This is a genomic window from Chromobacterium sp. HL1 (assembly GCF_057418835.1).
The window spans coordinates 2,196,340-2,221,036 of sequence record NZ_CP162399.1; the positions used below are offsets into that span (position 1 = coordinate 2,196,340).

Sequence of the window (24,697 nt, forward strand, 5' to 3'; positions counted from 1 at the left end):
GGCCAAGACAAACTGCATGCGCTGCATTGTTTTCAAGTCATGATGAACATCCTGCATTCCGACCTGCGCCGCTTGGACCTCAATCTACTGCTGGTCTTCGACGCCTTGCTGCGCCAGCGCTCGGTCAGCGCCGCCGCCGACGAACTGGCGATGAGCCCGTCGGCGTTCAGCCACGCGCTGGCGCGGCTGCGCGCCGCCCTGGGCGACGATCTCTTTGTGCGCATCGGCAATGCGATGCAGCCCACCGCCTACGCGGAAAGACTGGCCGGCGCGGTGAGCGCCGCGCTGGAAACGCTGTCGCAGGGGCTGGCCGAGGCCGGCGGTTTCCAGCCGGAGCGCAGCGAACGGGCTTTTGTGATCGCGGTGACCGACTACACCGCCTTCGCGGTGATGCCGCGCCTGCTGGCGGGCTTGCAGCGGGCTGCGCCGCGGCTGCGTTTCAAGCTGGTGCATTCCCGCGGCCGCGAGTCCGCCGAGGACCTGGCTGCCGGCCGCATAGACTTCGCGCTGGGTTATGTCGAGGAGATTGCGGAGCCGGCGGCCGGGATTGAAAGCTTCGACTGGCTGGAAGACCGCTACGTGGCCATCGTCAGCCGCGCCCATCCGCGCATCCGGGACGGTCTCAGCCTGGATCAATACCTGGCGGCGCGCCACGTGGTGGTGACGCCCTGGGGAGAAAGCCGCGGCGGCATCGATCGCGCGCTGGAGCGCCGGGGCCTGCGCCGCGACGTGGCGCTGCAACTGCCGTCGGTGCTGGCCGCGCCCTTCATCATCGCGGAGTCCGAATGGATCATGACGCTGCCGCGGCTGGCGGCGCAGGCCTTGAGCCAGGCCGCGCCCATCGCCGTCCACGCCGCCCCGTTCGATATCCCGTCCTACACCCTCAAGGTGTACAGCCACGCCCGCCACGGCCGCAGCGCCGCCCATGATTGGCTGCGCGCGCAATTGCGCGCCTGCGCGCCATCGCTTCAGGCTTAGAAGGTGTTCACGCTCTTGCGAGCGAGAGCGAGACAAGGCGTTGCGGCCGAAGAAGCGGAGTGTTCCAGTGGCGGACGAGCATTCTGACGCCGTACTCGCCGCGTAAGGCGTCCACGACGCGCAGCAGATCGTAAACAGGCTCTTAGCGCCGGCTCAGCCCAGCCGTCGCGTCCAATGCCCCTGGATGCGCAGGGCCTGGAAATAGCGCTCCGGCGCGGCGAAACCGGCGTTTTGCAGCAAGGCCCGCTGTTCGGCCTCGGTCAAGGGGTGGAAATCGCGCTCCAGCTTGAGCCGCATCTGGGCGGCGTCCTCCGCGCTCATGCCCAGGCTTTGAGAAGCGTGGCCGCCGGCGGCGGCCAGCGCGGCGGATGGGGCCGCGGCAAGGTCGGCCAGCAGCAGCGGGGCCTCCGGCCGCAGCCTGGAACGGGCGGCGCTCAGCAGCGCCCGCTTGGCCGGAGAAGGCAGGAAATGCAGCACCAGCAGGCAGAGCGCCGCGTCGAACTCCGTTTCCGGCAAGGCGTCCAGCGCGCAGGGACGGAAATCCACGCGGCCGGCGACATCCGCTTGCTCCAGGCGCCGCCGCGCAATGGCCAGCATGTCGGCGGACGGGTCTTGCGCGCAAAAGCGCCAGCCGGGATGCCGCCGCGCCAGCGCGAGGGTGTCGCTGCCGGTGCCGGCGCCGACGACCAGCACGCGCGCATCGGCGGGCAACAGGCCGGCGAGCAAGGCCTCGCTCAATTGGTGCAGCAGGGCGTAGCCCGGAATCAGCCTGGCGATGCGCTCGTCGTAGCCGTCGGACCCGCCGCCTTGAAATCTGTCCATACCTTTTCCCCTTAAAAACGAGGCGCCCTGGGCGCAATGACAGGCGTGGCGGCGGCTGGGCCTGAAATGCGTTTATCATGGTGGCTTCAAGCATGCGCGGTCAAGCCGGGCCGTTGTTCGGGGCGGCCGCGCCAGGAGAAGCCGATGCAAGCAGAATGGAGCGGTCTGGACCGCTATTACACCGCGGCGCTGCGGGTGGAGGACGGCGTCTTGAACGGCGCGCTGGCGGCCAATGCCGCCGCCGGCCTGCCGGCGCAGGACGTGTCGCCGCTGCAAGGGCGCTTTCTGCATATTCTGGCGCGTTTGATGCAGGCGCGGCGGGTGCTGGAGATCGGCACCCTGGGCGGCTACAGCACCATCTGGCTGGCGCGGGCGCTGCCGGCAGACGGCCGGGTGGTGACCTTGGAAGCCAATCCGGCGCACGCGGACACGGCGCGGGCCAATCTGGCCGCCGCCGGCGTGGCGGACAAGGTGGAACTGCGGGAAGGCCCGGCGCTGGACAGCCTGCCGCTGCTGGCCGGGGGCGAGCCCTTCGATCTGATCTTCATCGACGCCGACAAACCCAACAATCCGGCTTATCTGGAATGGGCGCTGAAGCTGGCGCGCCCCGGCGCCGCCATCGTCGGCGACAATGTGGCGCGCGGCGGGGCGGTGGCCAATGTGGTCAGCCAAGACCCCGGCGTGCGCGGCGTGCGCCGCTTCATAGAAGACATGGGCGCCGAGCCGCGGCTGACCGCCACCGCGCTGCAAACCGTGGGCGTCAAGGGTTGGGACGGGTTTTCCATCGCCATCGTCAATGAAACGGCCTGAGAAGCTGTTTACGATCTGCTGCGCGTCGTGAGACGTGACACGGTGAGTACCGCTTCGAAATGCTGATGTCCCGTGTGTACACTCCGCTTTCTCAGCGGTTTTCGCCTTGTCTCGCCTGAGCTCGCAAGATCGTAAACACGTTCCGAGCGCCGGCTCGCGGGAAGGCAAGCCGGCGCCCGCGCTCAAGAGCAGGCGGAGTCCAGCGCCGGATTCGCGTCCGTTTCCTCCGTCTGCGTCTGAGCGACGCCGCGCAGGAACAGCGCCACCACCAGCGCGCTGAGCACGGTCAGGGCGGACAGCACCGTCAGCAGCCGTTGGAAGGCGGCGGCGTAAGCCTGGGACAGCGCCTCCGGCGCGAGGCCGGGCAAGAACTCGCCGACGGCGGCCAGCTTGCCCAGCGCCCCCTGGCTGGCGGCCGCGGCCAGCGCCTGGGGCGCCGCCGCGGACAAGGGGGCGAGGCGTTGTTGCAGCAGGGCCGCCAGCAGCGCGCCCACCAAGGCCAGCGCAATGCCTTCGCCCGCCACCCGCGTGGTGCTGAATATGCCGGCGGCCATGCCAGCGCGCTCCTTGGGCACCACGCTGACCGCCAGACCGTCCATCAGGCCCCAGGGCAGGCTGATGCCCACGCCTATCAGCAGCAAGGGCCACAAGGTCTGTTGCAGCGCGGACAGCTGCGGATAGCGGCTAAGCCACCACAGCCCCAGCGCGCACAGCAGCAGGCCGCCGGCGGACAGAACCGCGGCGGACAGCCAGCGCGTCAGCCAGGCCGCGCACAGCGGCAGCGCCAGCATGGGCGCGGACAAGGCCAGCATCACCTGGCCGGCCTCCGCCTCGCTGACGCCTTCCGCCCCCACCAGGCGCAGTGGCAGCAGCACCAGCAAGACCACGAAGGCGTAAGCCGGCGCGGCGGCCAGACATTGCACGCCGACAAAGCGCGGATAGCGGAACAGGCTCAGGTCCAGCATGGGACGCGCCGCGCGGCGCTCCAGCGCCACAAACAGCCAGAACGCCGCCGCGGACCCCAAGAGCAGGGCAATCACCCGCGGACTGCTCCAGCCCAGCTCCGGCGCCGCCAGCGCGCCGTAAGTCAGCAGACTCAGCGCCAGCGTGAAGCTGAGCGCGCCCGGCCAATCCAGGCCGGCGGCCTGAGGGTCGCGCGATTCGCGCATGCAATAGACGGCCAGGCCCAAGGCGAGCAGGCCCACCAGGCCGGCCAGCGCGAAGATGGAACGCCAACCCAGCGCCTGAATCAGATAGCCGCACAGCAAGGGGCCAAAAGCCAGGCCGATGCCGAAGGTGGTGCCTATCAGGCTGAAGGCCCGCGTGCGCGCCGCGCCGGCGAAGCTTTGCGCCAGCGCCGCCAGGCCGCTGGCGAAGGACAGTGCCGCGCCCAGGCCCTGGGCCGCGCGCAGCAAGTCCAGCCACAGCAGGCTGCCGACCAGGAACAAGCCCAGCGAGGACAGGGAGAACAGGCCAATGCCGAGCAGAAACACCCGTTTGCGGCCGTATTGATCGGCCAGCGCGCCGGCCGCCATCAGGCAGCCGCCGAAAGTGAGCATGAAAGCGTTGGTGACCCAGGTCAGGGCCAGCGCGTCGCCGCCCAGCTCGCGGCCTATCGCGGTCAAGGCCAGCGCCGGGCCGGTGAAGCTGAGCGGCGTGGTCAGCGCGGCCAGGCAGACCGCGGCCAGGGTCAGTAAAGGAGCGCGTTGGGAGGGCGCCGGTTTGGAGGGATGCATGATTTCGCCTTTCAAAGAGTGGGACAAGCGCCCGCGCGGCGCGGCGGGCGGATGCGGATGGTCATTGGGCGAACACATGATAATTTGACGGCAATTGACGAAAAACAGGCGATGTGTCCAAATTAAGCGGACAAAAAATCCTCAATAAGGACATGGGCATGGATAGTTTGAGCAGTTTGGCCGCTTTTGTACGCGCCGCGGAGGCGCAAAGCTTTGTCGGCGCCGGCCGCGCGCTGGGCGTGTCCTCGTCCGCCGTGGGCAAGAGCGTGGCGCGGCTGGAAGAAAAACTGGGCGTGCGGCTGTTCCAGCGCAGCACCCGTCATGTGCGGCTGACGGCGGAGGGCGAATTGTTCTACGAACGCTGCCGCCGCATCCTGGACGATATCGACGACGCCGAGGCCGAACTGGCGCAGAGCCGCGCCGCGCCGCGCGGCAAGCTGCGGGTCAGCCTGCCGGTGGTGGGTTATCGCATGCTGCTGCCCATCCTGCCGGACTTCATGCAGCGTTACCCGGAAGTGGAGCTGGACCTGGATTTTTCCGACCGCATGGTGGACGTGATAGAAGAGGGCCTGGACGCGGTGGTGCGCAGCGGGCCATTGGCGGATTCCCGGCTGATGGCGCGGCCCTTGGGGCCCTTCCGTCTGCTGGTGGTGGGCTCGCCGGGCTATCTGCGCGAGCGCGGCGCGCCGCAAAGCCCGGAGGACCTGGCCCATCACGCCTGCCTGCGCTATCGCTTCCCCAGCACCGGCAAGCTGCAGACCTGGGCGCTGGACGGCGCGCCGGCCGGCCAGGACTGGCCGCCGAGCAGCGCCTTGAGCTGCAACAATATCGAGGCGCTGATCTGCGCCGCCAGCCAGAATCAGGGCCTGGCGTACTTGCCGGACTTCATCGTGCGCGACGCGCTGGCCGCCGGCCGGCTGCAAATCGTGCTGGAGCCCTATCTGGGCCAGACCGGCATGTTCCATGTGCTGTGGCCGTCCAGCCGCCAGTTGTCGCCCAAGCTGCGCGTCTTCGTGGACTTCCTATGCCAGCGCATGTTCGCGCCGGCGGGCGGGGCGGCGTGAGCGCCGCCTACGCGCCGCGCTGACGGCGGAAAGCCCACCAGGCGGCCAAGAGGCTGAAGCCGGCCACCAGCAGCACCAGCACCCAAAAGCCGTGCGGATGATTGGCCAGCGGCACGCCGCCCACGTTCATGCCGAAGAAACCGGCGACGATATTGATGGGCAGCGCCAGCACCGTCACCAGGGTCAGCGTGAACAGGGTGCGGTTGCTCTGCTCGTTCAGGCGCGCCGCCAGTTCTTCCTGCAAAAGCTTGATCCGTTCCACCAAGGCGGCCAGATCGTTCAGCGTCAGCGCAAACTCCTCGGAAGACTGACGCAGCGCCTGCGCGTCGGCCGCGTCCAGCCAGGCCGGCGGCCGGTTCAGCAGGCGGAACAGCGCGCTGGGCTCGGGCGCCAGCAGGCGCTGCAAGCGCACCAGGGAACGCCGCATCGCCGCCAGCTGCGCGCGCTGATCGTCCAGCCTTTGCGCCAGCAGCCGGTCTTCCAGCACATCCACCTGCGCGCCGCTGGCGCGCACAATGCCGGCCAGCGCGTCCGCCTGGTTCTGCAGCAAATGAACCAGCAAGGCCGCCGGCGAGCGGAAGGCCGCGCCGGCGCGCACCGCCGCGCGCAGCCGGTCCACCGAATGCAGCGGCTTGACGCGCGCGGTGATCAGCACCCGCGGCTGAGCATGCGCCCACAGGGTGGCGATGTCCGACGAGGCCAGGCCAAAGCTGAAAGCCACGTCGTTGATCACCGCCAGCAAGGCCTGATCCAGCAATTCGATGCGGGTGGAGTTGGAGCCGCCGCGCAAGGCCTCGAAAAAATCCTCCTGCAAGGGCAAGGCCGCGCGCAGCCAGCGTTCGCTGGCGGCATTGGCCAGATTGAAATGCAGCCATAGAAAGGCGTCGCCGTCCGGCGGCGCGCGCAGCCAGGCTTGCGCCTGAGCGGAATCGATCTCTTCGCCGGCGCAATCCGGATGAAAACGAAAGCCGCAGATCAGCCCGGCCTGGTCCGAGCCGTATTGCTGCTGGGTAATGACGTGGTTCATGGCGCACGGCCGACATGGTGGAATACAGCTCAGCTTAGGCGCGGCGGATGACGAAATGGTGACGATGAGATGAAGGGGAGGGGGCTGAAGTTTTTTGGGGGGGGCTTTGATATCTGGGTGCTTAATATGTTTTTCTGGCCTGTGCGAAGGCTTTGATGCCAAAGGGATTTGGTTTTAATCAGTACCAGCCGGCAAGCCCGACGCGCGTCCGCCGTGCCGCGTCAGATCAAGTCCGGCCGGCTTTGGGTTTGCCTGCGATAGGCGGCGGGTGAGACAATCCGGCGCTGACATGGTTCACGCACTGTTCTACAATGCCAACCGTATATTTTTGACCCTGCCCGCGGGCAGGTTTTTTTATTGGGAGACGTCTGAGCCATGACTTGGCAGGATTTCAAGACGCAATACCTGGTGCGCTTCTGGGCGCCGGTGCCGGCGGTGATCGCCGCCGGGGTGTTGTCCGCATATTATTTCGGCATTACCGGCACTTTCTGGGCGGTGACCGGGGAGTTCACGCGCTGGGGCGGCCACGCCTTGCAGCTGTTTGGCTTCCATCCGGAAACCTGGGGCTATTTCAAGGTGATCCATCTTGAGGGCACGCCGCTGGACCGCGTGGACGGCATGATGATCATAGGCATGTTCGCCGGCTGTCTGTCCGCGGCCTTGTGGGCCAACAACGTCAAGCTGCGCATGCCGCATCATCGCGTCCGCATTGCGCAGGCGGTGCTGGGCGGCCTGATCGCCGGTTTTGGCGCGCGGCTGGCCATGGGCTGCAATCTGGCGGCCTTCTTCACCGGCATTCCGCAGTTTTCCCTGCATGCCTGGTTGTTTGCGCTGGCCACCGCGGCCGGTTCCTGGTTGGGCGCGCGCGTGACCATGCTGCCGGTGTTCCGCATTCCGGTGAAGCTGCAGAAGGTGAGCGCGCCGCAGCCCTTGCAGCAGCGCGAGGACCAGGCGCGGCGTCGTTTCCGCCTGGGCATGCTGATTTTCGTCGCCTTCACGCTGTGGGCGCTGGCCCGCACCTTCTCCATGCCCAAGCTGGGGCTGGCGGCCTTGTTCGGCCTGGCTTTCGGTCTGATCATCGAACGCGCGCAGGTGTGCTTCACCTCAGCCTTCCGCGATTTGTGGCTGACCGGCCGCACCCAGATGGCCAAGGCCATCATCGCCGGCATGGCGGTGAGCGTGATCGGCGTGTACAGCTATGTGCAGCTGGGCGTGCCGCCCAAGATTCTGTGGGCCGGCCCCAATGCGGTGATAGGCGGGGTCTTGTTCGGCTTCGGCATCGTGCTGGCCGGCGGCTGCGAAACCGGCTGGATGTATCGCGCGGTGGAGGGCCAGGTGCATTACTGGTGGGTGGGGCTGGGCAATATCGTCGGCGCCACCTTGCTGGCGGCATGGTGGGACGATATCGCGCCGGCGGTGGCCACTGATTACGCCAAGGTCAACCTGCTGGCGGTGTTTGGCCCGCAAGGCGGCCTGGTGCTCACTTACGCGATGTTGGCGCTGGCGATGCTGGCGGTGATGTGGTGGGAAAAACGCTTTTTCGCCAATAAGGCGCAGGCGGCTAGATTCAGCAAGGAGGCGGCATGAGCAAGCAGAGTTATACCCCAAATTACCGTTTGGACATGATGGGCGAGCCCTGCCCGTATCCGGCGGTGGCCACGCTGGAGGCGATGCCGCAGCTTCAGCCGGGCGAAATCCTGGAGGTGGTGACCGATTGCCCGCAGTCGATCAACAACATCCCGCTGGACGCCAAGAACCATGGCTACACCGTGCTGGAAATCCAGCAGGACGGCCCGACGATACGTTATCTGATCCAGCGTTGAGCCTGTGTAAATAGTGCCATTCCGCCGCTGGGGCGGAACCCGACGGCCTGTCGTTCACTCACTTATTAAGTGTTTTGGCGGCAGGCCGTTGTCGTATGCGGCCGGCCTTGGTTTCCCTTATTGAATAAAGGTGTTGCCATGTACTCATTCAGCCGCGGTCTCGCCCGCTTGGCTCTTGTCTGTGTTCCCATTGCGCCGGCGCTGGCCGGCACCGGGTCCGCCCATCTCAACTATCCCAATGTGTCCGCCGACATCCTGATGATGACGGTGAAGGTGTTGAACACGCATCAGCACACTTATTACGAGACCCTGGGTTGGAACGGCGGCCGCGATGCCGGCGGCTATACCGGCATTCAGAGCCACAACAACGGCGCGCCGGCCTATATCTTTTCAATCTGGGACCCGGTGTCGGTGCACGGCGTGCCGATACGCGCGGTGTACGCCAAGCCCGGCGCCAAGGTGGAGCGCTTTGGCGGCGAGGGCGAGGGGCTGAAGTATTTCGATTTGCAGACCAAGTGGACGCTGGGCCAGCCGGTAACGTCCCTGGTGCGCAATTGGCAGCAAAACGGCCACACTTACTTTGGCATGTGGACGCGGGACGCGGCCACGCGGATTTGGACCCATCACGCCACTTTCGATTTCCCGGCGGCCAATATCGACTTCGCCGCCCAGTCCGCCAACAGCTTCATCGAGAACTGGAGCGGCCAGGCCAAGGAGGTGACCCGCAGCGCCGAGTATTACGATGTCTGGGCGCGCGGCGCTCAGGGCTGGCAGGCGATCAATCGCGCCACGCCCACCGTCACGGAACTGACGCCGGCTCAGGCCAAGCAACACGCGGTGTCCGCACAGGGCCGCTTTGTGATGCAGCAGGGCGCGCCGCTGGCCGGCTTCCAATCGCCGTTGATTTCCACCGCCCGGCGTCCGGCGGCGCCGGAAGCGGATCCGGCCAAGATCGATCAGTTGAACGCCGCTTACGACGCCGCCGCGCGCGCGGTGACGGCGAGCTGGCAAACCAGCCCCTATGGCGCGCCGCAGTTTAAATACCAGCTCAGCGTCAGCGACGCGGCCAGCGGCAAGATCCTGGCGCAGGGCGGCGAAATCGCCGGCGAGCGCCGCGCGGCCAGCTTGAAGCTGCCGGCGGGAACGCCGACGCCGGCCAAGCTGCAAGTGAATCTGACCGTGACCGACGTGCTGGACCGCAGCGACGCGCGCGCCGGCAAGCTGATAGACAGCAGCGCCGTCGGGCCGCAGGCGGGCAAGTCTTACCGGCTGCAGTCCCTGAGCAGCGGGCTGTGGCTGACGGTCAAGGACAATAGCGCGTCCGCCGGCGCGGCCGTCGTTCAGCAGGCCGCCGCCGGGCAAAACCAGGTGTGGCAGCTGGCCGCCAGCGGCGACGGCTATCAATTGATCGCCGCGCATTCCCGGCAGTGTCTGGACGTGGAGGGCGGCGCCAAGCAGGACGGCGGCAAGCTGATTCAGTGGCCGTGCAGCGGCCAGGCCAATCAGCGCTTCAGCCTGAAGGCGGACGGAGCCGGCGCGTACAGCCTGGCGGGCGCGCAGGCCGGCAAATGCCTGGACGTGGCCAATGCCTCGTCCCAAGCCGGCCAGCAACTGATTCAATGGAGCTGCCACGGCGGCGCGAATCAGCGCTGGCGTTTGCTGGCCGCGGAGTGAGCGTAGCCCGCGCCGTCAGGCGCGGGCGGCTGTTACGATCTGCTGCGCTGCGGCGATACGGCGTTGAAAACACCTTCGAAACGCTCATGTACCGCTTGACCATTCCGCTTTCTCAGCCGTTTTCGCCTTGTCTCGCGCTTGCTCGCGAGTCTTTGAGCCGCTTCTTAGCTTTCGCAGCTGGCGAGGAAGGCGCGGGTGGCGGCGGCGCCGGCCTGGAATAGCCGCTGATACTTGTCGTCGCCGGTCTTGATATTGAAGTCCGTGGCCAAGACGCCTTCGGTGGGGATATTGATGCTGCGCGCCTGATCCCGCGGCGAATACTGATAGTTCAGGTTTTGCGCTTGCCAGGCGCTCTGGGCGATGTTCTGGATGTGCTGGATCAGGTTGGCGTCCGAAGACGGCTTGCCCGGCGGCGCGTCGAAACGGGCGCCGAAGGTTTTCTCCTCCTCCTCATCATCTTCTCCCTGCTTGGGCTTTGCTGGGTACTTGTCGTCGAAGAAGTTGATCGGGTAGTTCCAGATGGTGCCGCCGTCGACGAATACGCCGGCTGGCTGGCCGGGGTAGCTGAAGTTTTGCGCTTCGAAGAAGAAGGGGATGGACATGGAGATGCGCACCGCCTCGGCCACTTCCACGTCCGGCGTCAGCTCGGCGGAGAATATTCTGGCCTGATGGGCGTTGGCGTCGCAGCCTATCACGTGGAGCTGGCGGAAGGGCTGGTCGTTTTTGTGCAGCGCCGGCTTGGCGAAGTCGGCGAAGGTGTATTTTTTGTCCGGCCGGCCGTCCTTGAACTGGCTGGCGACCACGCCTTTCAGCCAGTGGTAGAAGTAGTCGCTGGAATACCAGCCTTTCTTGTTGAACAGGCGCAACAGGCAGATGAAGTCTTCGAGCGAGATGTTTTTGGCGTGCGGCTGCAGGGCCAGCTGGGCCTGGAAGGCCTTGTGCGCGGCCTGCAGTTGCGGCGTGGCCGGCTCAGCCGCTTTTTGCGGGATCTTGCTGTAGTCGAGGGAGTCGGACAGTTCCTGGGTCTTGGCCGCGCTGAGGCGGAAACTGATCAGCATGGAGGAGATGGCGCCGGCGGAGGCGCCGACCACGCGCTGGATCTGCGCCAGCGCGCCGGCCCGCTCCAGTTCCTCCAGCATGCCCAGGTAGGCGATGCCCCAGACGCCGCCGCCGGACAGCGCCAGGTTTTCGAATGAATATTTCATATGCCGCTCCTTGTCGTTGAAATGGGAATGACTCGCCATTTATGTGTACGGCATGGCGCGGCGTTTGCCGCTATTAGTTGACGCGGGGCCCGGGCTTGCCGGCCTTTCGGCCAGGCGTGGCCACCGCGCCGCGCACTTCGAAACGGATCTTTTCCACCACCAGGCCCTTGGCGTCGCGCAGTTCCAAGGCGTGGCGGCCGGGCCAGGGGAACCAGGCCAGACTGGCGCCGGCGCCCAGGCGCTTGCCGTTCAGCCACCATTGCGGGCGGGCCACGCCGCGCGCGCGCAATAACAGGCGCTGATTGGCCGGCGGAATATCCGGGTCCAGCGCGTAGACGCTGCCGTCCACCGGCGCGGCGATGCCCGGCGCCTGGCTGGCGGCGCTGCCGCGCTCCGGCACGATCAGCGCGCGTTCGGTGCCGGCCAGGAACCATTCGCGGCGGCTGGCTTCCACATCCCCTTCATAACGCACGTTCTGGCTCACCACGCCGGCCGGCGGGGATGGCGGCAGCGAGGCCGGCGCGCCTTGCTGCGCGCGGTCCAGCACCGCCTGCCACACAGGGGCCGCGCCGTGCATGCCGGACACGTCCCACATCGGCTCGCCGGCGGCGTTGCCCACCCATACCGCCACCGTGCGCTGGCGCGAGAAGCCCACCGCCCAGTTGTCGCGCATGTCCTTGCTGGTGCCGGTCTTGACCGCGCTCCAGTAACGGGTGGACAGCGCGCTTTCCAGGCCGAAGGCGCGCGCGCGCGCGGTGCGGTCGGATAGGATGTCGGCGATGATGAAGCTGCTGGCGGCGTCCAGCTGCCGCTGCGGCTTGGGCTTGGGGTCCGCCAGCGTCCAGCGGGTCGGGCTGGCCAGGCCCTGATTGGCCAGGGTGCGGTAGGCGTTGGCCAGCTCCAGCAGGCGGATGTCGGCGGCGCCCAGCGCCAGGCTGAAGCCGTAATAGTCGCCGTCCTGCTGCAGGCTGCTCAGGCCCAGCCGGTACAGGCGGTCGCGCAGCGCGTTGGGGCCCACCATTTCGATGGCGCGCACCGCCGGCACATTGAGGGAGGAGGCCAGCGCGGTGCGCGCCGACACCAGGCCCTTGAAGTCCTTGGCGTAGTTTTGCGGCGCGTACAAGCCGGCGCCGGTTTGCAGGCTTAGCGGGCTGTCGTCGAGCAGGGAGGCGGCGCTCAGGTAGCGTCGCTCCAGCGCCAGCTGATAGAGGAAGGGCTTGAGGGTGGAGCCGGCCTGGCGCAGCGAGGTGACGCCGTCCACTTCGGCGGCGTTGGACAGGCCGCGGCCGCTGGAGCCCACCCAGGCCAGGATGTCGCCGCTGGCGTTGTCCAAGACCACCAGCGCGCCGTCCTGCACATTGCGCTGAGCCAGCGCGGCCAGATGGCGGCGCAATACCGAGGCGGCGTAGCGCTGTAGGCCCAGGTCCAGCGTGGAGGCGATGCGGCTGCCGGCCGTCAAGGGCTGGCGCTGCAGCAGCTTTTGGGCGAAGTGGGGCGCGTCCTGCTCCGCCAGCGGATTGGCGGCGCGGCTCTGCGCCAGCGCCTGGCGGGTGCGCACCGCCAGCGCCGCGCAATTGGGCTGGCGGCGCATGTCCTGCAGGATGCGGCAGGCGCGGGCGGCCACTTTGTCCGGCGCGGCGTTGGGCGCGCGGATCAGCGCCACCGCGATGGCGGATTCTTCCAGATTGAGGCCGGCCGGCAGTTTGCCGAACAAGGTGGCGGACAAGGCGGACAGGCCCACCAGCTCGCCGCGGAAGCCGACCAGATTGAGGTAGGCCTCCAGGATCTGCGCCTTGCTCCAGTGGGTTTCCAGCCAGGCGGCGGACCAGCCCTGGCCCATTTTCTGCCACAGGCTGCGGCCGTTGCGGCCCACCTTGAGATCGTTATCCAGCAGGCCGGCCAGCTGCATGGTCAGCGTGGACGCGCCGCGGGTGCGGGTGTTCCACAGATTGCCCCAGGCCGCGGCGGCCACGCCGGACCAGTCCACGCCGCTGTGCTGATAGAAGCGCCGGTCTTCCGACACCACCAGCGCGTGGCGGAAGGCCGGCGAGGTATCGGCCAGGCCCGCCCAATCCAGCCGCCGGCCTTGCTTGTCCACCCGCAGCCGCTGCAGCGGCTGGCCGTTGCGGTCCAGCACCACCACGTCCGACGGCCGCCATTCGGCCTTGACCTGCTGAAAACTGGGCTGGGCCAGCGCCGGCGCGGCGGCGCCGCACAGAATCAGCGCGGCCAGCCACTGCCCCCTCTTTATGGAGGTTTGCTCCCAAAGGCAGGCTTGGCGTGAAGGTTTAGAGCGCAGCAGTCGAAGAGGGAGGATGCGCGTCATGTGCGAGACCGAGTTTGTGGCTGAGTGGATGGCATGAAAGTGGAGCATGCATTGCATGTGGTCTTTACGGTAATTGATTGTGGTTGCGATATTACGTAATAAAACATTTTAATCTGCAATTAAATATTTTGCATGCTGTTAATTAGGTATTTGCACTAGGTTCTATTCTCTTGATCCTGTTGTATCAATAAAAGACCTTGGGGCGAAGCGGCCTCTCCTAATTAATGATCTACATGTGGAGGAAGGAATGAGTAATATTGTCAACATTGAAATGGTGTTCGATACGCAAACCATTCTCAACAAGTATCCTGGCCCAAGCCAAAACTCTGGCCAGCCAACCGGCATCGCCCATCAGGACGTTTACATGGTGGCGGAGAGCCGCTTTGTAACAGGCGGACAAGCTTCCGCTGATTTGGCGGTGAAGGCCGAGGTGGATGACGTGATCCGGTGGCGCGCACTGTCTTTGTCTTCAAACGTCAGCCAAAGCGTTATCGTTTACAAAATTCAAAAATTCTCCGGCAGTCAGGTGACCTCCATCCCGGTTCCGACCGAGTCCAGACCTTGGGTGCCCATTCCCAATCAGAATGCGGACAAAGTGGTGGACCCGCTGAATTATACGGCGCAACAAATTCCGAACTACTATCTTGGCTGCAACGTAACGGATACGGGCACTGAAAATTATCAGGTTTGGTTCTATATCACCGAGCAAGTAAGCGGCAATCAAGTTAAAACGCTTGGTTATTTCTATTGGGATCCCGTTATTCAGGTTTCTTGAACTATCAGATTTCATTGAAACCGAAGTGCCGGCAAACTGTTCAGCTTGCCGGCACTTCACCTATTGTAAGGATGAATTATGAATCCGGTTATCGACTTGACCCTGGCGCTGCAACCGGACGTGCCGCAAAACGTCTTGGGTCTGCAGGAGGATTCGCCCGCAGCGGTCAATGAAGGCGCGGTACGGGTTTTTTCCAGTCATACCCTAGTCGAGGAGCGTTTACAGAATGGTCTGCTCCTATTGTCTCTGCCCGATGCCAGGGTGGGGAATACGATACGCTGGTATGGCGCGAGCGCCTCTCCAAGTCAGGGAATGGGCATCATCCCCTATGCCGTTGACCGTGTCGGAGGGCAAGCAGCCACCTCGATCACCGCTCCATGCCTCTGCAAAAGAGGGCAGTTGCTGCCCGAGCAGGATGCCGCCACTTCCGAAATCAATATGGAGCGGCTCCATGCTGAAAAAGCATCGTTTTTTTACTGGGCTCATGATGTGACGGACTCTGGCCGAGAAGATTTCCGCATCACGCTCCATCTCTACGGCCGCCCCAAGTCTGACGGCTCTCATGGAGAAAGGCTGGGAACGCGCGTGCTCAGCGTGTCCATCGTCATTCCGTAAGCGCCTGCTGCCGGAGGCGGCGACCTCTGCCTTGAACGCAAGCCGTCGACGCGCGGGCATGAGGCATTGCCCGCTTGCGGCGCCCCCTCTTTGACATTGGCCAAAGAGGGGGCGCCGGCTTAATTTTCCCCTTTTCCTACCTTGAACACCGGGTTGGGCAACATGCCGAACACATCCGGCGCGTACAGCGCTTCCACCCGCGTCGGCGGCAGCTTGAAGGCGCCGGGGTTGTTCAGACGCATGGTGTAGCTGGCTTTCAGGCCGCCGCGCGGCACGTAGCCGTAGTAGGCGCGGTAGCCGGAGAAGCGGCGCTCCACGTAATCGGCGGGGTCGCCGTCGTTGTCCGCCTTGGCGTTGATCGCGGAATCCCGACCCAGGCCGGAGCCCAGGATGGTGGCGCCGGCCGGGATCGGGTCGTTGACCACCACCCAGGTCATATCGCTTTGCGCCTGGATCTCCAGCGTGACCTTGACCACGTCGCCGGGCTGGTACTGGCCGCTGGTTTTCTGGCTGACCGGGCTCAGCGTTTTCTTGATGCTGTAGCCGGCGTAGCGCGGGGCTTTGAGCGCGATGGCGGCCTCGGCCTGCACCGTGGCCCACGGCGCGCCGCCGCCGGCGTGCTTGAGCTGCAGGCTGCCGCCGCCCGCGGGCCAGGGCAGCAGGCCCAGCGCCTTGACGCCTTCCTGCGGCCAGCCCAGGTTCAGCTTGGCGCCGCCCAGCGCGGCGCTGGTCTGGCCGCTGACCGGCGTGGTTTCGAACTGACGCGAGAATTGCGCGACGGCCAGGCTGCCCCACAGATTGGAAGTGGTGGTGCCCCAATGGCCTTTTTGCTGACGCCCCAGCAGGCCGGTGAGCAGGCGCGGCATGTCCGCCTGCCAGCCCGGCAGCTTGCGCACCGTCAGCAGCAGCTTGGCGGCGTTGACGTCGGCGCTGCCCATCAGCCACCAGGCGTTGTCGTTGGCCTCGGTGCTGAAGCCCATGCGCGTGCCCTGGTAGGTGAGCCGCGCGCGCAGCAGGTTTTCCACCTCGCTCAGCCGCGCGGCGCGCTGCGGGATGTCCGCTGCGCGGTTCAGCAGGGCCAGCCAGTCCACCAGCATGGCGGTGCTCATCTTCTGCGGGTTGAGGTCCAGCACGTCCAGCATGGCCGGGCGGAAGCGGCCGTAGCGCGCCAGCGCTTCCATTGCGCTCAGGCGGCGGGCGTCTGCGTCCTGGCGGCCCAGCGGCAGATCGCGCTTGATCCGGCCCTCGACAAAGGCGGACAGGCCGTCCAGCAGCCGCGCGCGCTGGGCTTCGGGGATGGCGACGCCGGCTTCGTGGGCGGCGGCCAGCAGATAGCCGCTGAGGATGTCGCTGCCGCGATCCGGCGCGCCTTCGGCCAGCGGGAAGTAGGCGGCGAGGCCGCTGCCGTCCAGATACAGCGGCAGTTCGCTCATCAGCTGATCCCAGCGCTTGGCGTCGGCCAGACCCAGCGCCACCGAGCTGCGCTGTTCCAGGCAGACATAGGGGTAGTCCTGGAACCAGCGGCGTACGCCGGGCAGTTCATTGCCCAGTTTGGCCTGCAGGCTGACGCGGACGCCGCCGCGGCCGGGCAGGGCGCCCGGCGGCAAGGCGACGGGGATGCTCAGTTCCGGCTCCACGCGTTGCAGCGTGGCCTGCTCCACGGTGATGGGCACCGCCGGCTCGATTTCCTGGCGCACCGCCAGCTTGTCGGCGGCCTTGCCGTCCACTTGCTGAGCGCTGAAGCTCCATTTCAGTTCCTTGACGTCGTTGGGCACCGTCACCGGCCAGCTCAAGAGCCGCGCCTCGCCCACCGGCAGGCTGATCTCCTGCGGCGGCAAGTCCGGCAGGCCGGGCGCGCCGGCCTGGACCTTGACCTTGAGCGGTTTGTCGCCGCCGTTGCGCACGGTGACGCCAGCGCTGAACTGGTCGCCTTCGCGCGCCAGCGGCGGGATGCCGGAGCTCAGTTGCAGGTCCTGGGTGACGTTGAAGCCGGCTTCGCCGGTGCCGAACAGATCATTGCCCGCGTCGGCCACCGCCACCAGGCGGAAGCGGGTCAGCGCATCGTTGATCGGCACTTTGACGCGGGCGCTGCCGTTGGCGTCCAGCACCACGCGCGGCTGCCACAGCAGCAGGGTGTCCAGCAGTTCACGGGTGGGCGCCTTGCCGCCGCCGCCGCCCGGCGGCAGCGATTTGCGGCCGTAATGGCGCTTGCCCACCACTTCCAGTTGGGCGGTGGCGGTTTCCACGCCGTAGCTGTGGCGCTGGTACATGGCCTGCATCAGCTCCCAGCTGCGGTTGGGCTGCAATTCCAGCAGCGCCTCGTCCACCGCGGCGAAGGCCACTTCGGTGCCGGCCGGCGCCGGCTTGCCGCCGGGCAGTTTGACCTGGATGGTCACGTCGGCGGTTTCGCGGATGCCGTAGCTCTTGCGCGCCGGGCTCACCGTCACGCCCAGCCGCTTGGCGGCGTCGCCCACCTGGATTTCGGCGATGCCGTATTTAAAGGCCGGCCGCGACAGGTCCACCATGCTGGTGGGCGGGGTGTAATCGCCGCCTTCGTTCCAATAAGCGTCCCACCATTCGCTCGGGGTTTTCCAGCCCCAGGTGAAGAAGGAGTACCACGGCACTTCGCGTACGCGGCCGCGCACCGCCAGCACCGAGACGTAGACGTTAGGGGTCCAGCCCGGCTCGACCTTGAGCTCGATCACCGGGTTCTTGCCTTCCAGCTCCACCACTCGGGTTTCGATCACGCCTTCGCGCTCTATCGCCAGCCAGGCGGTGGCTTTGCGGAAGGGCATGCGCACCTGGAAGCGGGCGGTTTCGCCGGGGGCGTAGCTGATTTTTTCCGGTAGGATGTCGATGCGGTCGTTGTTGTCCACGTCGAACCACAGCTCGTCGTGCTTGCTGACCCAGACCGATTGCGCGCTTTGCGCCAGATTGCCGTTGTCGTCGGCGGCTTCGGCGATCAGCTCCATGTCGCCGGCGTCCTTGAGATTGATTTCGCAGAACATCAGGCCGCGGCCGTCGGTGCCGCCGCTGCACACCTTGCCCTTGTCGTCGGTTTCCTCGTTGTGGTCCCAGGCGTAGAAGCCGCCCACCAGCCGCTTGCGGCTGGACAGGTAGCGGTGTTCGCGCAGGCTGATCTTGACGTTCTTGCCGGCCAGAGGCTTGCCGGCGGTGTCCAGCACCACGGCCTTGAGCTGCAGCGCGCGGCCGGCGGTGATCCAACTGTCCACGCTGATGCCCACTTGCAGGCCGGCAGGCCACAGCGGAATGCGGCGGGTCAGGGTTTGCACTTCGCCGTTGGGATCGCGGTAGGCGGCTTCGGTGACCAGGTCGTAGCGGCGGTCCAGCTTGGGCAGCTTGTCCAGCGTGGCCTTGCCGTTGCCGTTGGCGTCCAGTTGCAGCGCGGACTTGTCCAGCAGCACCTTGCCGTCCAGCGAGGATTCGGCCTGATCGCGCTGACGCTGCGGCGGCGAGAAGCTGTAAGCCTCATAGCCCTTGATGCGCTGATAGGCGTCGGCCAGCATGGCGCTGACTTCCACCGGCCAGCCCTTGGCCGGGCCGCCGTTGCCCCAGGACAGGGACACATTGAGCGGCAGCTGCTTGGGGGCGATGCCGGCGTTCTTCACCGTGGAGATGCGGCCGGTCATGGTGGGCAGGCGGAATTCCTCCACCCGGAAACCACCGCTGCGCAGCGAGTAGCCGTCCAGCTCCGGGCTGGACGGTTTGTCCTTGTCGTCCGGACCGCGCGCGCCCTTGCGTTCCAGGTAGAGCGTGTATTCGCCCAGCTTGGCTTCCTTGGGCAGCGCGTAGCTGCTCTCCGCGTAGCGGCCGTTGCGCCAGCTCAGCGGCAGGCTGATTTCGTCGCCGCTGCCGTCGTGGACGATGCGCAGTTGCTGAGGCAGCTGGCCGGGCTTGAGCTGGGCCAGACCGCGGCTGACCTGGGTGCGCAGCAGATGCTTCATCGACACGGTTTCGCCGGCGCGGAACAGGGCGCGGTCCAGAATGCTGTGGGCCAGGATGTTGGGGCTGTCGCTCCACTGGGTGGGGAAGGGGAAACGCCAGGATTCGATGCCGCGGTTCCAGCTGGAACGCACGAAGGACACGTCGTCGTTGCCCTTGGCGTCCTTGGCGGCGGCGGTGATGAAGAGGCCGGACAGCTCCTCGTTGTCGCACTCGCCGGCCGGCAGCACGGATTTGACCGCGGCCACGCCTTTGGCGTCGGTCTTGCCGGACCACAGCGCATTGCCCTTGCAATCGTAGATGTTGACGCGGGCGGCCGGCACCGGCTTGCCCTTGTCCAGCGTGGTCACCCACACCGCGGCGTTTTCCTTGGAACTCTTGAAGTGCACCGCCATATTGGTGACCAGCGCGGCGGTGCGCACATACATGGGCTTGGTGCTGGCCAGCAGGGATTTGCCCAGCAGCCGCGACGACACTTCCACCACGTAGAGGCCGGGTTTGGGCAGGGGGATGCCCACCACTTCGAACGGCCATTTGCCTTGCTTGTCCGGCTGGCTGGGCAGCTTCAGCGGCTGGGCGGCTTTCTCCTTGGCCAGCAGCGACAGGCGACGGCTTTCTATGGTCTTGTCCTTGCCGGCGGGCAGGGCGCTCTCGTGATAGCGCAGCACCTTGGCCAGCCAGGCCATCATGTCCTGGTCCTTGTTCAGCCGCAGCGCCTGGCCGCCCAATTGCACGGATTTGATGTTGAGATCGCCTTCCACCCCGCGCAGGGTGATGGGCAGCGCCGCGTCCGCGCCGGATTCTATGATGCCGAACGGCGCGGCGGCGAATTTGGCCAGCGGCGGATAGTCGGCCAGCTTGATGGCCAGCGGGAAGCGCTCGGCGTTGACCAGCGGCCGGCCCACCTCGTCGCCAAAGTCCTTGGGCAGCTTCAGCGTCAGCGTTTCCAAGGGCGGGAACGGCGGCGCGAAGCTGATGCTGTCCACCGGCTCGCCCTTGCCGCGTGCTTCCGCCTGGGGCGCGCGTTCGGCGCCGGCGCCGCTCAGGCGCACCGCCATCGCCAGTTTTTCCGGCACCGGCGAGCTGAAGTTGAGGGTGATGGGCTTGAACGGGATGCAAGCGCCTTTAGCGTTCTCGCGCAGGCAGCTCATGCTGGCGGTGAACGGCGGCCGCACCTGGTAGTTGAGCCGGTCCGGCGCGGCCGCGCCACGCAGATGCACCAGGGTGAGCTTGCTGTCCGGCGCCAGGCGCTGGCCGCAGCGCAGCGTCAGCACCTTGGCGGATTGTTGTTCCAGTTTCAGATGCTTGAGCAGCGCCGCGCGCTCGCCGGCCGGCAGGGGCTGGACCGGGATGCGTTCCGGCAGGCTGGAGGATTGGCAATACAAGGACGAGGCCGGCACGCCGACGCCGTTGAATTGGAGCACGAAGGCCTGGTCTTCCTCGATGCGGCCGTTGCGCGGCCAGCGTTCCACCACTACCGGCGCGCCGGTGTAGAAACGGAAGCTCAGGCCGGCGTCCACGGCCTTGCCCTGCAGGTCCTTGAGGCCGGGCTTGGGCGTGAAGCGGCAGTCGGTATTGGCGGCCGGGGTTTCCGACACGTCCAGCACCCAGCTCTTGTCGTCCACCCAATGGCCCTTGGCTTTCAGGCCGCAGCTCCAGGCGAACGGCGCCGGCGCGGCGCTATTGCCCAGCGGAATCATGCTGCTGTTGAAAGTGACGCGCACCTGCTGCACTTCTTTGACTTCGCCCTGGGGGCTGAAGGTGGTGACGCCGGCGGCAAGAGCGGCGGCGCCGACGAAACCCAAAAGCGCGGGCGCAAGGCGGAATGGCAAAGACATGGACGAGGCTCCGGAAAATACCATCGCAATTATACGCGGCTGGAGCGGCGGCAAGGAAAGAGATGTAAAAAAGACCGGCCCATAGGCGCTCGCCGCACTTATGCGCCCCAATGCTCATGCGCCGTTGCTAGCGCCCAAGCGAGCTCAACGGAGGTGGCGCTTGGGGCCGTGAAGCTTAGCGCTGTTGCGCGGGCATATGGGCCAGGCTTGACTAGCCGCTGATGGACTGCATCAGCTGCTTCAGCTCTTCCAGTCTCTTTTGATGAATGGAGTTAACCAGTTCTTTCCCGCCGATATTTTCCAGGTGCTGTTTTTGCCGTTCAAGCAAGGTTTCTCCTTTCTTGTTAATCTCCTGCGCCTCTCTGCCCGGCCGGGCGGTAACGTATTTCTCCAGCCTGCCGCGGCCTTGGGTGTGCTTGTAAAAAGAGGGGGGGATCAATTGGTCGGACTCCACGGATGAGGAGAAGAATCCATTGCTGGAAGGGATGGCGCCCGAAGCATTCATTTGGTGCAGTTCTGATACGGCCTGATGCTCTTTGAACAGCTTCTTGGCCAAAGCCAGGCTGAAAATAGCGCATTCGCTCCCACTTCTTTGAATGTCCATTTCCATCATGGAAAAGCAGATGTTGTGGGAGCTTAGCTGATCCAGCGCGGATTTTGCTCTGAAAGCCAGGAACATTGGGCCAGTTGAGTTGAAGTTGGCGGGTTCAAACATCAGAACGGAGGGTTTGCCTTCTACCAGCCTATAGTCAAACACGGCAAAATGAATGCCGTCGCTGCCCATGTTTACGATATATCTTCCCGATTCGCTCCCCTTGTGAAATATCTCCAATATTTTGTCAGACAGGTCCCTCGCGTCGCTTGCGTAAGTCAGATTAAGTCCAGGCTTGGAGGCGTTGGCGGATGCGATTAGGCCGGGTATGAATTCTTTATCCAGTTTGGCAAAACTGGATGTTGTCCAAGCGCCGGAGTCCAAGCTTTTTTCCACGTCGCGGATGTAACGACCGAGATCGGTTCGATAACTATCGCTCCTATCAAAGTGAGAAGAGTGTGTCGCGCTAGAGATTGATCCCGGCATGGCCTTGTTCCGATGAGTATTTGAAGTGGCGATTGTAGATGGCGCTTAATAAAGCTCTTTCAAAATTCGATCACGACATAGCCTGGCATAGCATCGAAAAACAGGCGGAGATTGCCTTTCATGGTCTTGAGGCGTAGAAAAACCCGCATCAGCGGGTTCCAGGCATGGGGTGGAGCGCTTGTCGTCAAGCGGCTCGCGTGTCGTCGCAGCAATTTTAGAACGAGTAAATCAGCCCTACGCCCAGCGAGCGGATTTCAGCGTCGTAGAAGCTGATGTCGGCGTTGGATTTGCCGTAGGCGGCGCTGACGAAGGCGGACAGCGCTTTCTCGCCGAACAGCTGATGGCGCAGGTAGTTGAGATCGACGGCGTAGGCGTTGCTATCGGCTTTTTTATTGCCGAACAGCGGGTTGCTTTGGTCGAAGCGCTGTTTGCGGAATTGCAGGCCGGCGCTGAAGGTGTTGAGGTCGCTGCTGTAGGCGTAGTCCAGGCTCAGACCGTAGCTCTTGTTGCTCATCGCGCCGCCGTCCAGCTTGTCCTTGCCCCAGCTCAGGCCGGGGGTCAGCGTTTGATTGGGGGCGAAGGCCCATTCATAGCCCGCCTTCAGCAAGGTGGCGTCGCCGTTGCGGTTCAGCGTGGCGCGGTCCGCCGCGCTGAGGCCGGCCACGCTCTGGCCGCTGCGCTCGTCGTCTATCTTGATGTTGCGCTGGGTCAGCTGGGCCTTGAAGCCGGTGCCCATGATGTTTTCCCAGCCCAGCAACAGGCCGGTGGATTTGCGCTTGGTGCCGTTGCGGTCCACGCCCACGGCGTAGGGATCGGTCCAGGTGTTCTTGCTGAGGCCGCCATAGAGCAGGCCGGCGGAGACGATGCCGTTGTTGCCCACTTGCTGGCGCACGCCCAGTTCCAGGGTGTCGTCCATGCCCAGCGGGTCGTGAATCTGGCTGTCGAACACGATCTGGGTGCGGCTGGCGGCGAAGGTGTAGCTGAGATCCAGCACCGGCAGCGCGAAGGAGTCGTTATGGGACTCCGGCGCGCTGTTCAGGCTGTTGGTTCTTTGGTTTTTGTCCCCCTTGAAGAGGTTGGATTTGACGCGGTTGCCGCCCACGCCCAGGCCGATGCTGCCGGAGAAACCGTTTTCTTCCGGTATCGGGTCCGCCACTGCGAGTTGAGCCGCCAACAAAGCCGTCAAGCCTACGCATATAGTGCGCATATTCATCATCCTCAAAATAAAAGAGCTGCCATGGTTTCCGCCAACGCCGCGCCAAGCCGCATGGCGGGCATCGCTTGTTTATGCAAAATGAATTGACTGTCCATATTAAGCCGGGGACCGGTCGAAATGTCGCTTCCCCCGCAAATTAAGCCTGAGATTGCTTTGTTTTAGCCGCGGCTTGTTGCGGAATTGCCATCGGCGGGCCTGCCGCCCGCAAGCCGGAAAGACTGTCGCTTTGCGGACTAAGCGAGCCCGCGGCTAGGCCGCCGATGCGATGGGGAAAGCGGTTGTTTTTATGCATATATTAAGTTTGTGGCGGAGTTTGATGCAAGAGGCGCTGCAACGCCGCCTCGTAGGTGTTGAGCCGGTCGATGTACTCGAACACGTCCAGCGGCGCGATGCTTTGCGTCAGCACTTGCTCGATCAGATGGAAGAAGCCGGTCCAGCAAGCGCTGGCCGCGTCCGGGGCGCTGAAGTCGACGTCTTCGGCAATGCGCGCCAGCAGGAAGCGATCCGCGCTGCCGGGGTTGTCTTGCAGGAAAACGAGGTAATGGCCCGCATACTCCCGTCCCAGCAGATAGGCTTGGCGGCGATCGGCCAGCGGCGGCACTGTCCAGCAGTGGGGCCGCACCTGGCCGGGCAGCTGCGCGGCGAAGGGCAGCGCATGGTAAGGCAGGGGTTGGGGATCGGGCTGATAACGGCGGCGAAGGGGGTGATTGCGTTTCATGAAGAGGCTCCTTTGCGAGGTTCATGCCCGCGACTCCGCTCTCATTCGGGATGGCGAGCACGTGACAGGGTTGAGAGACCGGCGCAAAGGACCCGGCAGACCATGAAGGCCTCCCCGCCACGGCTTGCCGAAAAATGGGCGCAGCAATGGCGCCGGTTGCGCTGAACAACCGGGAATCTTTGCAGAACGGGCTCTCAATCCCGGTGCCTGTAATCTCAAGCACGGGCGCATTATTGCCGGCTCGCGGCGTGCTAGGCAAGCGCGGCGTTTCGCCCGGACCGAGGTGCGCGGACCCGGGGTGGCGGGCGGGGCTGGAAATATTGGTGGTAGTATTGAACGATCAGCAACCATGCCGCGAAAGGGCTGGCATGACGAGGATTCGCCGCTTCGCCTGGGTCTTGCCGTTGTTGCTGGTCTTGTCCGCCTGTTCGCAGCAGCGTTCCGCCGATGGTTCGCTCCAACGCCGGCTGGATCTGCAGGAAGCGCTGGCTTTCGTGCATCAGGATGTGCCGCTGGCCGGCAACCATCTGGTGCTGCGCTCTTCGCTGGGCGGGCGCTTCGAGCTGAAATTCTATGATCGCCAACTGGTGGCGCCGCTGGACGCGCAATGGCGCCGGGTGCGCATCGCGGACGCCCGCGTCGTCGGCGAGGACGCGCTGGTGCTGTTGCGCGCGGACGATGCGGAATGCGCGCCGGCTTACCGCCTGCTGCAAGTGCGCGACTACCGGGTGCGCAGCTGGACGCTGGTGGCCAGTTGCAATCAGGAGGGGGCGATGACGGTGGACGAGGACGGCGGCGCGTGGCGGGCGCGTCAGGCGCGCAATCGCTTGAACGCGATGCTGTGGACCTGGCGCGGCGGCGAGCTGGAGGCCAGGCTGGAGCGCCCGGCCTCGGTCTATGATTCGCCGCGGACGCTTTCCCGCGGCGGCGGGCGGGTCGCGCGCGGTCCGCGCGGCGGCCGCGGAGAGATGCCGGACAGCGAGCGAGGGCTGCCTCCGGCGGAGTAGGCGCTTAGAACCTGTTCAAAGT

At 65.3% G+C, this 24,697-nt stretch carries 18 protein-coding genes; 9 read left to right on the plus strand and 9 right to left on the minus strand.

The window, feature by feature from the left end:
- Positions 1-42 precede the first annotated feature (42 nt).
- Positions 43-978 (plus strand): LysR family transcriptional regulator, encoded by a 936-nt coding sequence (locus tag AB1Z25_RS09990; RefSeq protein WP_107799172.1) that lies wholly within the window; start codon positions 43-45, stop codon positions 976-978.
- A 153-nt stretch (positions 979-1,131) separates the two neighbouring features.
- On the opposite strand, the gene AB1Z25_RS09995 is transcribed toward AB1Z25_RS09990, so the two are convergent.
- Complete coding sequence (locus AB1Z25_RS09995) at positions 1,132-1,800, minus strand: class I SAM-dependent methyltransferase (RefSeq protein ID WP_253314243.1); 669 nt, start codon at positions 1,798-1,800, stop codon at positions 1,132-1,134.
- 144 nt (positions 1,801-1,944) lie between these two features.
- On the opposite strand from AB1Z25_RS09995, the gene AB1Z25_RS10000 reads away from it, so the two are divergent.
- Positions 1,945-2,610 carry an O-methyltransferase gene (locus AB1Z25_RS10000; RefSeq protein WP_107799170.1) on the plus strand — a complete coding sequence of 222 codons (666 nt, stop codon included), beginning with the start codon at positions 1,945-1,947 and terminating at the stop codon, positions 2,608-2,610.
- A gap of 182 nt (positions 2,611-2,792) precedes the next feature.
- Here AB1Z25_RS10000 and AB1Z25_RS10005 read toward each other — a convergent pair whose 3' ends face one another.
- Positions 2,793-4,346, minus strand: a complete 1,554-nt coding sequence (locus tag AB1Z25_RS10005; protein ID WP_486637143.1) for an MFS transporter — start codon at positions 4,344-4,346, stop codon at positions 2,793-2,795.
- A gap of 158 nt (positions 4,347-4,504) precedes the next feature.
- Between AB1Z25_RS10005 and AB1Z25_RS10010 the strand changes: the two genes are divergently transcribed.
- Complete coding sequence (locus AB1Z25_RS10010; protein ID WP_107799169.1) at positions 4,505-5,410, plus strand: LysR family transcriptional regulator; 906 nt, start codon at positions 4,505-4,507, stop codon at positions 5,408-5,410.
- A gap of 7 nt (positions 5,411-5,417) precedes the next feature.
- Here AB1Z25_RS10010 and AB1Z25_RS10015 read toward each other — a convergent pair whose 3' ends face one another.
- Complete coding sequence (locus AB1Z25_RS10015; protein ID WP_107799168.1) at positions 5,418-6,437, minus strand: transporter; 1,020 nt, start codon at positions 6,435-6,437, stop codon at positions 5,418-5,420.
- Between the two features lie 375 nt (positions 6,438-6,812).
- Between AB1Z25_RS10015 and yedE the strand changes: the two genes are divergently transcribed.
- From yedE to AB1Z25_RS10030, 3 genes are all read left to right on the plus strand, one after another.
- Entirely contained in the window at positions 6,813-8,024 is a 1,212-nt protein-coding gene (yedE, locus tag AB1Z25_RS10020) for a selenium metabolism membrane protein YedE/FdhT (protein ID WP_227108292.1), read from the plus strand.
- Complete coding sequence (yedF, locus tag AB1Z25_RS10025) at positions 8,021-8,260, plus strand: sulfurtransferase-like selenium metabolism protein YedF (protein WP_019100738.1); 240 nt, start codon at positions 8,021-8,023, stop codon at positions 8,258-8,260. Before yedE ends, yedF begins: the two co-directional genes overlap by 4 nt.
- 138 nt (positions 8,261-8,398) lie before the next feature.
- Positions 8,399-9,934: a DUF3472 domain-containing protein gene (locus tag AB1Z25_RS10030; protein ID WP_486637144.1), complete on the plus strand. Its 1,536-nt coding sequence runs from the start codon at positions 8,399-8,401 to the stop codon at positions 9,932-9,934.
- A 164-nt stretch (positions 9,935-10,098) separates the two neighbouring features.
- Here AB1Z25_RS10030 and AB1Z25_RS10035 read toward each other — a convergent pair whose 3' ends face one another.
- Both AB1Z25_RS10035 and pbpC read right to left on the minus strand, forming a co-directional pair.
- On the minus strand, positions 10,099-11,139 hold the full coding sequence (locus AB1Z25_RS10035) for a patatin-like phospholipase family protein (RefSeq protein ID WP_486637145.1): 1,041 nt from the start codon (positions 11,137-11,139) through the stop codon (positions 10,099-10,101).
- 73 nt (positions 11,140-11,212) lie between these two features.
- Positions 11,213-13,465 (minus strand): penicillin-binding protein 1C, encoded by a 2,253-nt coding sequence (gene pbpC, locus AB1Z25_RS10040; protein ID WP_486637146.1) that lies wholly within the window; start codon positions 13,463-13,465, stop codon positions 11,213-11,215.
- 247 nt (positions 13,466-13,712) lie between these two features.
- Between pbpC and AB1Z25_RS10045 the strand changes: the two genes are divergently transcribed.
- Entirely contained in the window at positions 13,713-14,240 is a 528-nt protein-coding gene (locus tag AB1Z25_RS10045) for an inclusion body family protein (RefSeq protein WP_486637147.1), read from the plus strand.
- Positions 14,241-14,318: 78 nt separating this feature from the next.
- On the plus strand, positions 14,319-14,855 hold the full coding sequence (locus AB1Z25_RS10050) for a hypothetical protein (protein WP_486637148.1): 537 nt from the start codon (positions 14,319-14,321) through the stop codon (positions 14,853-14,855).
- 119 nt (positions 14,856-14,974) lie between these two features.
- Here the strand turns inward: AB1Z25_RS10050 and AB1Z25_RS10055 are convergent, their stop codons facing one another.
- From AB1Z25_RS10055 to AB1Z25_RS10070, 4 genes are all read right to left on the minus strand, one after another.
- Positions 14,975-20,656 (minus strand): alpha-2-macroglobulin family protein, encoded by a 5,682-nt coding sequence (locus AB1Z25_RS10055; RefSeq protein ID WP_486637149.1) that lies wholly within the window; start codon positions 20,654-20,656, stop codon positions 14,975-14,977.
- A gap of 211 nt (positions 20,657-20,867) precedes the next feature.
- On the minus strand, positions 20,868-21,734 hold the full coding sequence (locus AB1Z25_RS10060; RefSeq protein WP_486637150.1) for a YopJ/AvrA family T3SS effector serine/threonine acetyltransferase: 867 nt from the start codon (positions 21,732-21,734) through the stop codon (positions 20,868-20,870).
- 214 nt (positions 21,735-21,948) lie between these two features.
- A complete protein-coding gene (locus AB1Z25_RS10065) occupies positions 21,949-22,941 on the minus strand; it encodes a DUF2860 family protein (RefSeq protein ID WP_486637151.1) in 993 nt (330 codons plus the stop codon).
- 304 nt (positions 22,942-23,245) lie between these two features.
- The gene (locus tag AB1Z25_RS10070; RefSeq protein ID WP_486637152.1) at positions 23,246-23,668 is read right to left on the minus strand and encodes a hypothetical protein; all 423 of its coding nucleotides are present in this window, start codon (positions 23,666-23,668) and stop codon (positions 23,246-23,248) included.
- 368 nt (positions 23,669-24,036) lie between these two features.
- Here AB1Z25_RS10070 and AB1Z25_RS10075 point away from each other — a divergent pair, with 368 nt between their 5' ends.
- Positions 24,037-24,675: a hypothetical protein gene (locus AB1Z25_RS10075; protein WP_486637153.1), complete on the plus strand. Its 639-nt coding sequence runs from the start codon at positions 24,037-24,039 to the stop codon at positions 24,673-24,675.
- Positions 24,676-24,697: the final 22 nt, after the last annotated feature.